This is a genomic window from Nocardioides panacihumi (assembly GCF_039530925.1).
Classification (GTDB): Bacteria; Actinomycetota; Actinomycetes; order Propionibacteriales; family Nocardioidaceae; genus Nocardioides; species Nocardioides panacihumi.
This window is the reverse complement of sequence record NZ_BAAAPB010000001.1, coordinates 751,581-764,554: the sequence shown is the minus strand read 5'-3', so window position 1 is coordinate 764,554 and position 12,974 is coordinate 751,581. Positions and strand designations below refer to the sequence as shown.

General features: G+C 70.9%; 10 protein-coding genes. 6 read left to right on the top strand and 4 right to left on the bottom strand.

Annotated elements, in window-relative coordinates; translation table 11 throughout:
• Positions 1-92: 92 nt before the first annotated feature.
• A complete protein-coding gene (locus tag ABD205_RS03685) occupies positions 93-947 on the top strand; it encodes a hypothetical protein (protein WP_344042519.1) in 855 nt (284 codons plus the stop codon).
• Between the two features lie 5 nt (positions 948-952).
• Positions 953-2,206, top strand: a complete 1,254-nt coding sequence (gene ilvA, locus ABD205_RS03680; RefSeq protein ID WP_344042517.1) for a threonine ammonia-lyase IlvA — start codon at positions 953-955, stop codon at positions 2,204-2,206.
• Positions 2,207-2,228: 22 nt separating this feature from the next.
• Here ilvA and ppgK read toward each other — a convergent pair whose 3' ends face one another.
• The gene (gene ppgK / locus ABD205_RS03675; protein ID WP_344042515.1) at positions 2,229-2,978 is read right to left on the bottom strand and encodes a polyphosphate--glucose phosphotransferase; all 750 of its coding nucleotides are present in this window, start codon (positions 2,976-2,978) and stop codon (positions 2,229-2,231) included.
• Between the two features lie 50 nt (positions 2,979-3,028).
• On the opposite strand from ppgK, the gene ABD205_RS03670 reads away from it, so the two are divergent.
• From ABD205_RS03670 to ABD205_RS03655, 4 genes are all read left to right on the top strand, one after another.
• Positions 3,029-3,796 (top strand): maleylpyruvate isomerase family mycothiol-dependent enzyme, encoded by a 768-nt coding sequence (locus ABD205_RS03670; RefSeq protein WP_344042513.1) that lies wholly within the window; start codon positions 3,029-3,031, stop codon positions 3,794-3,796.
• A 92-nt stretch (positions 3,797-3,888) separates the two neighbouring features.
• Positions 3,889-5,142: a M15 family metallopeptidase gene (locus tag ABD205_RS03665; RefSeq protein ID WP_344042512.1), complete on the top strand. Its 1,254-nt coding sequence runs from the start codon at positions 3,889-3,891 to the stop codon at positions 5,140-5,142.
• Between the two features lie 55 nt (positions 5,143-5,197).
• Positions 5,198-7,147, top strand: coding sequence for a M13 family metallopeptidase (locus ABD205_RS03660; RefSeq protein WP_344042510.1), 1,950 nt, complete (start codon positions 5,198-5,200; stop codon positions 7,145-7,147).
• A 181-nt stretch (positions 7,148-7,328) separates the two neighbouring features.
• Complete coding sequence (locus ABD205_RS03655; protein ID WP_344042508.1) at positions 7,329-9,425, top strand: RecQ family ATP-dependent DNA helicase; 2,097 nt, start codon at positions 7,329-7,331, stop codon at positions 9,423-9,425.
• Positions 9,426-9,549: 124 nt separating this feature from the next.
• On the opposite strand, the gene ABD205_RS03650 is transcribed toward ABD205_RS03655, so the two are convergent.
• The 3 genes from ABD205_RS03650 to ABD205_RS03640 all read right to left on the bottom strand — a co-directional run bounded on the left by ABD205_RS03650 (position 9,550) and on the right by ABD205_RS03640 (position 12,941).
• On the bottom strand, positions 9,550-10,512 hold the full coding sequence (locus ABD205_RS03650) for a DUF559 domain-containing protein (RefSeq protein WP_344042506.1): 963 nt from the start codon (positions 10,510-10,512) through the stop codon (positions 9,550-9,552).
• A 265-nt stretch (positions 10,513-10,777) separates the two neighbouring features.
• Positions 10,778-12,373, bottom strand: coding sequence for a DHA2 family efflux MFS transporter permease subunit (locus tag ABD205_RS03645; protein WP_344042504.1), 1,596 nt, complete (start codon positions 12,371-12,373; stop codon positions 10,778-10,780).
• Between the two features lie 79 nt (positions 12,374-12,452).
• Positions 12,453-12,941, bottom strand: a complete 489-nt coding sequence (locus ABD205_RS03640; RefSeq protein WP_344042502.1) for a glutathione peroxidase — start codon at positions 12,939-12,941, stop codon at positions 12,453-12,455.
• Positions 12,942-12,974 lie beyond the last annotated feature (33 nt).

The following is a 12,974-nucleotide window of genomic DNA, read 5'->3' as shown; positions in this document are numbered from 1 at the left end:
GCTCGGGACCAACCGCCTGTCGACCGGGGTCTGACGACCCTCCCGGGCGGTGCGCCGACCGACGATCGTTCGAACCGTCGGGAGGTGGCGCCATGACGACCATGGTGAGGAGCCTGGCCCACACGCGCGGGCCGAGCACGAGGACCCGTGTCCTCGTCCTCGTGCTGGCGGTCGCAGTGCCGGCGGCGACCGTGCCGGTGCTGGTCGTGGACGGCGTACTGCACGGGCATCCGGTCATGAACGGCTCGGCGCGTGGCACGGCGCTGGTCATGCTCGCCGTGGCACTGCCGGCGCTGGTCGCCGGGCTGCGCGTGTCGTCGCGAGGCTCGGTGCGCGGATGGGCGCTCCTGCTCGGCGCGCTCGCCTACATCGCCTACAACGCGACGCTCCTGGTGTACGCGACGCCCTTCAACGCCCTGTTCCTGGTCGACGTCGCGCTGCTCTCCCTGGCGTTCTGGGCGCTGGTGAGCCTCTTCGCCGACCCGCTGCCACGGCTGTTCGCGGGACCTCGTCTGCCGGTGCGCGGCATCTCCACGTTCATCCTCGCGATCGTCGTCCTCAACGCGGCGGCGTGGCTCGCGAGGATCGTGCCGGAGCTCGGTGACGACCCGCCGGGCTTCCTCAAGGGCACGGGACTGACCACCAACCCGATCTTCGTGCAGGACCTGGCGATCTGGCTGCCGGCCCTCGCCGTTGTGGCGATCCTGCTCCGGCGCGGTCACCCGGCCGGGGTGCTCCTCGCAGGGGCGGGCCTGGTCTTCTGGCAGGTGGAGGCCGTCGGTGTCGCGGTCGACCAGTGGCTCGGTCAGCACGCTGCGCCGGGATCGGACGTCGCCACCTACGGCGGCTCCGTGCTCTTCGTCGCCGTCGCGCTGGTCACCGCGGTGCCCCTGACGCTGTGGTGGAGGGCCGCCCCCGAGGCGCGCGGACGCCTGCTGCCAGACTGACCGGCGTGAGTGTCACTCCCGACGAGATCGCCGCGGCCGCCCGGAGGACGATCGCGCAGCGCACTCCCCTCGAGGTCTCGCCCCGCCTCTCCGAGCGGTACGGCGCCGAGGTGCTGCTCAAGCGCGAGGACCTCCAGCTGGGCCGGTCCTACAAGGTCCGCGGCGCCTTCCACCTGATGAGCTCCCTCACCCCCGAGGAGCTCGGCCGGGGCGTCGTGTGCGCGAGCGCCGGCAACCACGCCCAGGGTGTCGCGATCAGCGCCGCGCGCCTCGGGACTCAGGCGCACATCGTCGTGCCGACGAACACGCCGCGTCAGAAGCGCGAGCGGATCCTCGCGCTCGGCGGGTCCAACGTGGAGCTCAGCCTCATCGGCCGGACCTACGACGACGCGAGCGCCGCGGCCCACGAGCTGGCGGACAGCACGGGCGCGACGTACGTCCACCCGTTCGACGACACCCGCACCATCACCGGCCAGGGGACCGTCGGCGTCGAGCTGACCGAGCAGGTCGCGCAGGGCGGCCAGCGTCCCCTGGACCTGCTCGTCGTGCCTGTCGGCGGCGGCGGCCTGCTCGCCGGCATCGCGACGTGGGTCCGCCACGCCTGGCCGCAGACCCGCATCGTCGGTGTGGAGCCGGTCGGCGCGGCGTCGATGAGCGCGGCGGTCGCGGCCGGGGCCCCGGTCCGGCTCGACGAGCTCGACACGTTCGTCGACGGGGCCTCCGTCGGGCTGGCCGGCGCGACGACGTACCCGATCGTGCGCGACCTGGTCGACGACGTCGTCGCCGTGGAGGTCGGGGCGATCTGCACGGAGATGCTGGAGCTCTACCAGGTCGACGGCATCATCGCCGAGCCCGCCGGCGCCCTGGCCACGGCCGCGCTGGCCCAGCTGGCAGCGACCGGCGGCCTGGGCGGTCGCGTCGGCGCCATCGTCTCCGGCGGCAACAACGACGTGTCGCGCTACGCCGAGGTGATCGAGCGCGCGCTCGTGCACCAGGGGCTGCGGCACTACTTCCTGGTGAGCTTCCCGCAGGAGCCCGGCGCTCTGCGAGGCTTCCTCGACCACGTGCTGGCCGAGGGCGAGGACATCGTCGTCTTCGACTACATCAAGAAGTCGAACCGCGAGACCGGCCCGGCGCTGATCGGCATCGACCTCGACCACGCGTCCGGCATCGACGGGCTGCTCGCACGGATGGCCGCGACCAACCTGGTGATCGAGAAGATCCCGTACGACAGCCCGCTGTTCACGTTCCTGCACTGACCCCGGGCAGCGACCACGCGGGCTACTCGTGCCCCTCGCTGGCGTAGAGCGCCGCACCGACCACGCCCGCCTTGTTGAGCAGCGTCGCGGGGATGATCTCGGTGTCGATGTCGATGAGCGGCAGGAACTGGTCGCTGTCCTTCGAGACGCCGCCGCCGACGAGGAAGAGGTCGGGGGAGAAGAGCCGCTCGAGCGTGCGGTAGTACTTCGTGAGCCGCTTCGCCCACCGCTCCCAGGACAGCTCCTCGCGCTCGCGGGCGCTGTTGGCGGCCCGCGTCTCGGCGTCGTGGCCGTCGATCTCGAGGTGGCCGAGCTCGGTGTTGGGCACCAGCACGCCGTCGTTGATCACCGCGGAGCCGATGCCGGTGCCGAGCGTGGTCACGATGATCAGCCCGCGGCGGCCGGCCGCCGCGCCGTACCTCACCTCGGCGAGGCCCGCGGCGTCCGCGTCGTTGACGACGTGCACGTCGCGCCCGGTGGCCTTGGTGAAGACCTTGTCGGCGTCGGTGCCGATCCAGGACTCGTCGATGTTCGCGGCCGAGTGCACGACCCCGTGTCGCACGACGCCCGGCACCGTCACCCCGACAGAGCCCTCGTGGTCCGGGAACTGCGCGAGCAGCTCCACGAAGACCTCGGCGACCGCGTCCGGTGTGGACTTGGCGGGGGTCTTGATCCGCACCCGCTCGGCCGCGAACTCGCCCGTCCTGAGGTCGACCGGAGCCCCCTTGATGCCCGTGCCGCCGAAGTCGATGCCGAATGCCCGAGTTGCCATGGGTCCAAAATAGGCGGCACCCGGGCGGTCCGCACTGAGACCCTGGGCGGGTGCCCACCCAGCTGACAGCCGAACGCCACCTCGACGGACTGCGCGAGGCCATGCTCGCCTTCGTGAGGTACGGCGACCGAGCCGGTCTCTCGGCCCCCGTGCCGACGTGCCCCGGATGGACCGTGCGCGAGCTCGTCGCCCACCAGGGCATGGTGCATCGCTGGGCCGCCGCCAACCTCCGCGGCGAGCGATCCGACCCCGACGTCCTCGAGCGGGCCGGGCTCGACGCGGCCGACCCTCTGGAGTGGCTGGCCGACGGGGCGATCGAGCTCGTCGCCGCCTGGGCGAAGGCGCCCGTCGACGTGCGGACCGTCGTCTTCCTCAACGACGCACCCGGTCCGTTGCCGTTCTGGGCGCGCCGACAGTGCCACGAGACGACGATCCACGCGGTCGACGCGCTGGCCGCCTCGCTCGGCCGGGCACCGCGCGTCGACGAGGTCTGGATGGACGCCGAGCTCGCCGCCGACGGCATCGACGAGCTGCTCTGCGGCTTCCTCACCCGGTCGAAGTCGCGGCTGCGCACCGACGGGCCCGGCCTGCTGGTCGTCGCGCCGGACGACCGCGACGAGTGGTGGGAGGTCAGGCTGTCGCCGGATCCGGCGGTCAGCACCCGCCGTACACGATCGATGCTGCCCGACGCTCCGCCTGCGGACGCCGACTGGACCCTGACCGGCCCTGCCGTCGAGCTCTACCTGCGGCTCTGGAACCGCGGCAGCGACGCGGTCGACGTCCCCGACTGGAGCGAGCGGGCGCGCGTCACCTGGTGACCGGAGGACTCCGGGACCCTCCGCGCGCGCCTGGGATTCCGGGGATCCGGCGCGCACCGACCCTCTATCGTTGGCGACCGGGGAGGTCGGGTATGGGCAGGCGTGACGGGATGCGGCCGGGGGCCGTGCTCCTGTGCGGGCTCCTGGGCGGGCTCCTGGGCGTGCTCACCCTCGCCGGCTGCCAGAACAGCGACGCGTCCCCGTCGGCCGATCCGACGACGGCGGGCAGCGCGCCGACGACCGCGACGACCCGGCCCGCGGCGTCCGCCACGCCGACGGCACCGGTGGCCGACCCGGCCCACGCCGTGACGCCACCCGGTCCGCGGAAGGGTCCGGTCGTCCCGGCCGACGTCCTCGTCCTCGCCCAGGACACCATCCCCGACGCCGTCGTCCGCCAGGTCGAGCGGATCAAGGGCGTCACCGGCGTCGCACGGATCTCGATGGCGAACCCCTCCGTCGAGGACCGCCTGCTCAAGGTCGTCGCGGTCGACCCGGCGAGCTACCGCAACTTCACGCCCGTGCTGTCTGCGGACAACCAGACGCTCTGGGACCGGATCGCCGGCGGCGAGATCGCCGTCGACACCAGCCTGCGCAAGGTGCTGGCGCCGGACGGTGACGGCTACGTCAAGCTCGGGGCCGATGCCGAGGCCCCACGCATCCACGTGGGCGCCTGGGCGCCGCAGATCCCCGGCGCGGTCGACGCCGTCGTCAACGAGAAGTGGGGCAAGGCGCTCGGCATGAAGCCGGACAACGCGTTGCTCGTCACGTCGACGTCGACAGCGCCCGACCGCGTCGTCGGTCCGATCCAGGCCGCCGTCGGTAGGAGCGCGTCGGTGCAGCGGCTCGACGTCGTCGCGCGGCTCGGCCTGGACCCCCAGGCGGTCCAGATGCCGGTGCTGTACGGCGCCGTGGCGCAGGCCGTCGGCAACTACACCTACGCCTTCGCCGGTGGCCAGGTGGTCCCCTCGGGCGCCTGGGTGCGGTCCCACATCGTCACCGAGACGGTGCCGATCCTCGGCTCGGTGACCTGCAACAAGGCGCTCTTCCCACAGCTGAAGGCGGCGCTCGCCGACGTCATCAAGCAGGGCCTCACGAGCAAGATCCATCCGAGCGAGTACGCCGGCTGCTACTACCCACGCTTCATCGCCGGCACCCGCTCGCTCTCCAACCACGCCTTCGGGCTGGCGCTCGACCTCAACGTGCCCGGCAACCAGCGCGGCACCGTGGGCCAGATGGACCGCAGCGTCGTGGCGATCTTCGAGCACTGGGGCTTCACCTGGGGCGGGACCTGGCACTACACCGATCCGATGCATTTCGAGATGAACCGGATCGTCCACCCCGGCTGACGGCGCGCTGGCACGCACCAGCGCGCCGTCAGGACCCTGACATAGGCTCACGCCCGTGACCACTCTCGACGAAGCGCGGGCCGGGTTCGACGAATCGATCCGCCCACAGGACGACCTCTTCGGCCATGTCAACGGCACCTGGCTCGAGACGACCGAGATCCCGGCGGACCGGTCCAGCTGGGGCCCGTTCGTGCAGCTGGTCGACGTCGCGGAGGAGCAGGTCCACGCGATCATCGAGGAGCTGGCCGCGAGCGATGCCGCGCCGGGATCGGAGGCCCAGAAGATCGGTGACCTCTTCGCCGCCTTCATGGACACCGACGCGATCGAGGCGGCCGGGCTGAGTCCGGCCAGGCCCCTTCTCGACGCGGTCGAGACCGTGGGCGACGTCCGCGACCTGGCGGCGTTCCTGGGCGAGCTCGAGCGGATCGGCGGCCGCGGCCTCTTCGGGTCCTACGTCGACAACGACGACCGCGACTCCGACCGCTACGTCGTCAACCTGCTCCAGGGCGGCCTCGGGCTGCCGGACGAGTCCTACTACCGCGACGAGAAGTTCGCGGAGATCCGCGAGAAGTACGTCGACTACCTCGAGCGTCTGCTGGCGCTCGGCGGCATCGAGGACGCCGGCGCCAAGGCCCGCACGATCCTCGCGATCGACACCGCGCTGGCGGCCGGCCACTGGGAGCGCTCGGAGACGCGCAACGTCCAGAAGACCTACAACCTGAAGACGTTCGCGGAGGTCGCCGCGCTGACGCCGTCCTTCGACTGGGACGTCTACGTCCGGAACGTGTCGGCCGGCCGGATCACCGCCGCGGAGCTGCTCTTCGAGGCCACGGTCCGGCAGCCGTCGTACTTCGAGCACCTCGAGGCCGTGCTCACCGAGACGTCGATCGAGGACTGGCGGGCCTGGCTGACGTCGCACGTGCTGCGACTGGCCGCGCCGTACCTCACCGACGACTTCGTCGAGACGAACTTCGACTTCTACGGCCGCACGCTCAACGGCACGCCGGAGCTGCGGGCACGCTGGAAGCGCGGCGTCGCGCTCGTGGAGGGCGCCCTCGGCGAGGCCGTCGGCCGCGAGTACGTCGCCCGCCACTTCCCGCCGTCCTCCAAGGCCCAGATGGACGAGCTGGTCGCGAACCTGCTGGCGGCGTACCGCGTCTCCATCGCCAAGCTCGACTGGATGACGGACGAGACCAAGCAGCGCGCCTTCGACAAGCTGGAGACCTTCCGGCCCAAGATCGCCTACCCGGACCAGTTCCGCGACTACTCGGCGCTCGCGATCGTGCCGGGTGACCTGCTCGGCAACGTCGTCGCGACCTCGGCCTTCGAGACCGACCGTCAGTTGCGGAAGATCGGCTCGCCGGTCGACCGCGACGAGTGGTTCATGCTGCCGCAGACTGTCAACGCCTACTACAACCCGGGCACCAACGAGATCTGCTTCCCCGCGGGCATCCTGCAGAAGCCGTTCTTCAACCCCGACGGCGAGCTGGCCGAGAACTACGGCGGGATCGGTGCCGTCATCGGCCACGAGATCGGCCACGGGTTCGACGACCAGGGTGCGCAGTTCGACGGCCTCGGCAACCTCAACGACTGGTGGACTGCCGACGACAAGGCCGCGTTCGAGCTGCGCACGAAGGCCCTGATCGAGCAGTACGACGCCTTCGAGCCGCGCGACCTCCCCGGTGAGCACGTCAACGGCGCGCTCACGGTCGGCGAGAACGTCGGCGACCTGGGCGGTCTGACGATCGCCCACACCGCCTTCCTCATCGCGAAGCCGGACGCGACCGTCGAGGAGCGTCGGGCGCTGTTCACCAACTGGGCGTTCTGCTGGCGCACCAAGCGTCGCAAGGAGCAGGGGCAGCAGTTCCTCGCCATCGACCCCCACAGCCCGCCGGAGTTCCGCGCGAACATCGTGCGCAACCTCGACGAGTTCCACGAGGTCTTCGGCACCGAGCCCGGCGACGGGCTGTGGCTGGACCCGGAGGGTCGCGTCAGGATCTGGTGACGGGGCCGGGGGGCGGAGTCCCCGGTTAACCGGGTACTCCGGAACTTCCGGGCCGTCATGACGCCCCGGAAGTTCCGCCCTTCCCTGGGCGCTGAGACAGGTGTGGCTGGTGGGATGATGCCGTGCGGGCCCTGTGGAGGGCGCTCCTCGGTGGTCGGAGGCGCCTGGTAGACAGGGCGCCATGCCCGTCACCACTCTCCGCGATCGCGCCGAGGAGCACCTGCGTGCCCTCGTCGGACGTCCCGACGCCACGCTGCGCGAGGACCAGTGGTCGGCCATCTCGGCGCTGGTCGAGGACAAGCGACGCGCGCTCGTCGTGCAGCGCACCGGGTGGGGCAAGTCGGCCGTCTACTTCATCGCGACGCTGCTGCTGCGGGAGGCCGGCTCGGGGCCGACCGTCATCGTCAGCCCGCTCCTCGCGCTGATGCGCAACCAGATCGCCGCCGCTGAGCGGGCCGGCATCCGTGCCGCGACCATCAACTCGACCAACATCGAGGACTGGTCGGCCATCGAGGGGGCCATCCACAGCGGCATGGTCGACGTGCTCCTGGTCAGTCCCGAGCGGCTCAACAACCCCGGCTTCCGCGATGCGGTCCTCCCGCGTCTGGCCGCGGAGTGCGGCCTCCTGGTGGTCGACGAGGCGCACTGCATCTCGGACTGGGGCCACGACTTCAGGCCCGACTACCGGCGGATCAGGACGCTGCTCGGTGACCTCCCCGACGGGATCCCGGTGCTGGCGACCACGGCGACCGCCAACGCGCGCGTCACCGCTGACGTGGCCGAGCAGCTCGGCTCGGCCGGCTCGCTGGGCGACGTACTGGTGCTGCGGGGGTCGCTGGACCGCGAGACGCTTCAGCTGGGCGTCGTCCGGCTCAAGACTCCCGAGCAGCGGCTCGCCTGGCTCGCCGACCACCTGGCGGAGCAGCCGGGCTCGGGCATCGTCTACTGCCTCACGGTCGCCGCGACCCAGGAGGTCGCCGACTACCTCCGCTCGCGCGGGCACGACGTGGCGGCATACTCCGGCCGCACCGACACGACCGAGCGCCTCGCGCTCGAGGAGGACCTCGCCGCCGGGCGCATCAAGGCCCTGGTGGCGACCAGTGCGCTGGGGATGGGGTTCGACGCGCCGCTGGGCTTCGTCGTCAACCTCGGTGCGCCGTCCTCACCGGTGTCCTACTACCAGCAGATCGGCCGCGCCGGCCGTGGCATCCAGGGACCGGCCTCGGTCGTCTTGCTGCCGGGCATCGAGGACCGCGACATCTGGGCCTACTTCGCCTCGCTCGCGTTCCCGCGCGAGGAGCTGGTCCGCCGCACGCTCGGGTCGTTGCAGGACGCCGGTCGCCCGCTGAGCACGCAGGCCCTCGAGACGTACGTCGAGCTCAACCGCACGCGCCTCGAGACGATGCTCAAGGTGCTCGACGTCGACGGTGCGGTCCGACGCGTGCAGGGTGGCTGGGAGGCGACCGGCCAGGAATGGATCTACGACACCGAGCGCTACGCCCGCGTCGCCGAGGCCCGTGCGCGTGAGCAGCGGGCGATGCTCGCCTACCTGGACTCCGCCGAGTGCCGCATGCGCTACCTGCGCGAGCAGCTCGACGACCCCGAGGCCGCCGACTGCGGTCGGTGCGACAACTGCGGCGGACTCACCCTGGGCACCTCCGTGTCGGAGGAGTCGCTGGCCTCGGCCGACGAGCGGCTGCAACGTCCGGGCGTCGTCATCGAGCCGAAGAAGATGTGGCCGACCGGGCTCGACCGGCTCGGCATCGCCCTCAAGGGCAAGCTGGCGACCCCGGCGGAGGAGGGCCGAGCGATCGCTCGGCTGACCGACCTGGGGCACGGCCAGGCGCTGCGCGAGCTGTTCCGCGCCGAGACCCCGGACGGACCTGTGCCGGTGCCGCTCGTGAAGGCGATCATCGAGGTCCTCGGCGAGTGGCGTCCTCAGGTCGATGCCATCGTCCACGTCGAGTCGGCACGGCGCCCGACGCTCGTCGCCGACCTGGCCGGCGGATTGTCGCGTTACCTCCGGGTCCCGGTCGCCGGCACGTACGCGATCGCCGACGAGACCGTCGAGCCCGAGCGCGGCGCGGTCAACTCCGCCCAGCGGGTGTCCGCCGTCGGACGCCGCTTCTCGCTGCAGGCGGACATCGCGCCCGGCGCGCGGGTGCTCCTCGTCGACGACCTCGTCGGCACCGGCTGGACGCTCACCCTCGCCGTCAAGGCGCTGCGAGAAGCCGGCGCCGAGGCGGTCTTCCCGCTGACCCTGGCCGTCAGCGCCTGACCCGGCCAACGTCATACGTTGTGGTTGCTCTGGCGACCAGCTCGTATGACGTCCGATCGGGTGCCAGCCGTGACGTCATACGTGGTGGTTGCTCTGGCGACCAGCTCGTATGACGTCCGACGGATCAGGCCGCAGAGGTCCGGGTCCAGCCGCGGGCGACGAGGGCGGTCTCGACCTGGTCGAAGAACTCGTCCGGACAGACACGGAGGCCAAGGACCGGCAGCCGCAGCACGATGTCGCCGTCGATGGCGATCGTGTTGTGACGCAGAGAGTCGCTGACGACGTTGGTCGCCCACGCATGCTGGATGCCGTCGACCTCGACGACGACACCCCAGCGGCGCCAGCGGAAGTCGAGATAGTAAGACCCGTTCGGCGTACGCCGGAGTGACTGGACGTCCGGCTCGGGCAGGTCGCGCTCCCGACAGCCGCGCAGCACGTCGAGCTCGTTCAGTGAGCTAACGCCGCCACTCAGGTCCAGTAACGTCACCGCGAGAAGCGACCGTCGGCGGTCACGCCTCACTCGGAGCAGCTCGACCGCCAGCTCCTCGATGCTGGCAAGGGACTGCTGCACCGTCATCGTGAGCAGCAGGGCGGCCTGTCGATCCGACTTCGCCCACAGTCCTGCTCGGATCGCGGCGACGGGAGTGCGGGTACGCCGCGGGCCGGCCCCGTCGGCGAGGTCGTCGACGCTCCATCGGCGGGTCTGGCGGATGTCGACGGCGCTGCCGCGGTGGCGGACGCGCGCACCGCGGGGCACCGAGACCCGGGTGACGGCGCTGGTGTAGTGCTCGAGGCCTGCGAGCAGCAGTGACGACTCACCGTCGATCTGTGCCCGGGGACCAGCTTCGAGCACGGCGACCCAACACGAGGCCTCATGTGTCAGCTCGCCCGTGAAGAGCGCCAGGCAGTGCACGCCGAGCCTGCGCCAGCGCCGGGCAGCCACCTGCGCGCGCACCTCTCCGCGGGACAAGCCGGCGGCGTACGCCTGCGTCCGGGTGACGATCATCGCCTGTCGCGCGCCGACGGCACGGAGCGAGGCGAGTCGCTCGGCTCGGGACGGCGGCGGGGCATCGGGTCGTTCGGTCATGCACCCACATTCGCCAGCGGCGACGGCCTGTGGTGGGCCCTGCGGGCCAGGCTGTGGAGAGGGCTGCCGGGCCCGAACCTGTGTACGACGTCCGGCCCGGCGTACGTGAGCCCGGGACGTCATACGAGTCGGTCGCCCAGGCAGCCGACTCGTATGACGTCCGGCCGCCCCCGTCCGGCCGCGCCGTCCGGCCGCCAGTGAAAACGTCATACGCCCTGGCTGCCGGAGCAACCAGGGCGTATGACGCTGCGAGGGGAGAGGCGGGTCAGTGCCCCATCATCGCGGCCGCTTCGACCGGCTTCTCAGCCTTGCTACGCGGCAGGAACAGCGCCGGGATGATGCAGAGGCCGACGAGGATCGCGGCGATCAGGTAGACGTTCGCGAACGCCGCGCCCATGTCGTCGATCGCCTTGGCGAACAGCTGCGGCAAGGTGGTCGGGTCGAGACCGAGCTTGCTCGCGGCCTCGGCGAGGATGTTGGGGTCCTTGCTCCCGCCGGTCGCCTTGTTCAGCTCGTTGACGGCCGTGATCGAGTCGCTGCGGTTGAACGACGCCGTGAGCAGCACCGAGAACAGGGCGGTGCCGATGGAGGCGGCGACCTGCTGGGTGATGTTCATCAGCGTCGAGCCGCGCGCGATGTTGTGGTCGGAGAGCGTGGCCAGGGCCGCGGAGAACACCGGCATCATCGTGGAGCCCATGCCGAAGCCCATGATGACGAAGGACACGAAGAAGTAGGAGTACGGCGTGTGGGCGTCGGTGAACGCCAGCATCGCCATGCCGATCGTGTCGAGGACGAGACCGGTCAGGACGACCTTGCCCGGGCCCATCCGGTCGGCCAGCACGCCGGCGATCGGCATGGTGACCATCGCGCCGAAGCCCTGCGGCGCGACCGCCCAGCCCGACTTCACCGGCGAGTAGCCGCGCACCTCCTGGAAGTAGAGGGTGAACAGCAGCGAGGCGCCGAAGAAGGCGATCGCGAACAGCGCCATCGTGATGACGGCGACGGTCATGTGCCGGTCGGCGAAGAGCCGGAGCTCGACGAGCGGATGGATGTTGCGCTTGCGCAGCGCCCACGGGACGAACGCCGCGATCAGCACCAGGCCGACCAGCGAGGTCAGGACGACCTGTGGCGTCCAGATCGTGCCGTGCTCCTGCTTGGCCGCCGGGATCGACGAGATGCCGTACAGGAACAGCGCCAGGCCCGGCGAGAGGAGCAGCATCCCGACGAAGTCGAAGCTCTCCGACGGTGACACGTTGTCCTTCGGCAGCACGATGGCCGCGTAGATGAGCGCGGCGATGCCGATCGGCAGGTTGATGAGGAAGATCCAGTGCCATGACGCGACGTCGATCAGCCAGCCGCCGAGGATCGGGCCGAAGATCGGGCCGAGCAGCATCGGGATGCCGAGCACGGCCATGACGCGTCCCACCCGCTCCGGACCGGCGGCGCGGGTCAGGATAGTCATGCCGAGCGGCATGAGCATGCCGCCGCCCAGGCCCTGCAGCACCCGGTAGGTGACCAGCAGCTCCAGCGAGCTGGCGGTCGAACACATCACCGAGCCTGCGGTGAACAGGAAGATCGCCAGCATGTAGAGCCGCTTCGTGCCGAAGCGGTCGGCGGCCCAGCCGGTGAGAGGGATGACGGTGGCGAGGGCGAGGGTGTAGCCCGTCATCGTCCAGGCGACCTGCGCCGTCGTCGCGTCGAACTCCTGCTGGAAGGTGCGCAGGGCGACGGAGACGACGGTGATGTCGAGGATGGACATGATGGCGCCGAGCACGACGACGCCGGCGACGACGAGGACACGTGCGTCGAGCTTGTCGCTCGCTTGGGGCGCGGGCGAGCCCTGGGAGAGGTCTGCGGTCACCTACGGAACCCTAGGGCCGGCCACCGACAGTCCCCAATTTCTTTTGGGCGAACCCTCGGTGACCGCCCCCGGGGTCACGTCACGACGAGGTGAGCTGCTCCTTGATCGCGCTGATGATGCGCTCGTCCTCGGGCTCGACCTGGGGCGAGAACCGGGCGACGACGGTGCCGTCGCCGGAGACGAGGAACTTCTCGAAGTTCCACTGCACGTCCCCGTCGGTGCCCTTCTCGTCGGCCGTCCGGGTCAGGCTCGCGTAGATCGGGTGGCGCTCGTCGCCGTTGACGTCGATCTTCTCGGTGAGCGGGAAGGTGACGCCGTACGTCGCCGAGCAGAACTCAGCGATCTCCTCGGCCGAGCCCGGCTCCTGGCCCAGGAACTGGTTGCACGGGAACCCGACGACGGCCAGGTCGTCGTAGCTCTCCGCGAGACGCTCCAGGCCAGCGTACTGCGGCGTGAGCCCGCACTTGCTCGCCACGTTGACCAGCAGGGCCGGCTTGCCGCCGGTGAGCTCGCGAAGGGTGGCGGGCGTTCCGTCCAGGCGGGCGATGGGCTCGTCGAGAATGCTCATGTGGACGAGCCTAGCCGGGGTGTCGGAGAGGCC

What these genes read in the sequence shown, in the direction of transcription:
- ABD205_RS03685 (WP_344042519.1), top strand. Translation starts at nt 93, where the DNA reads ATGACGACCATGGTGAGGAGCCTGGCCCACACGCGCGGGCCGAGCACG.
- ppgK (WP_344042515.1), bottom strand. Translation starts at nt 2,978, where the DNA reads ATGGCAACTCGGGCATTCGGCATCGACTTCGGCGGCACGGGCATCAAG.
- ABD205_RS03665 (WP_344042512.1), top strand. Translation starts at nt 3,889, where the DNA reads ATGGGCAGGCGTGACGGGATGCGGCCGGGGGCCGTGCTCCTGTGCGGG.
- ABD205_RS03655 (WP_344042508.1), top strand. Translation starts at nt 7,329, where the DNA reads ATGCCCGTCACCACTCTCCGCGATCGCGCCGAGGAGCACCTGCGTGCC.
- ABD205_RS03650 (WP_344042506.1), bottom strand. Translation starts at nt 10,512, where the DNA reads ATGACCGAACGACCCGATGCCCCGCCGCCGTCCCGAGCCGAGCGACTC.
- ABD205_RS03640 (WP_344042502.1), bottom strand. Translation starts at nt 12,941, where the DNA reads ATGAGCATTCTCGACGAGCCCATCGCCCGCCTGGACGGAACGCCCGCC.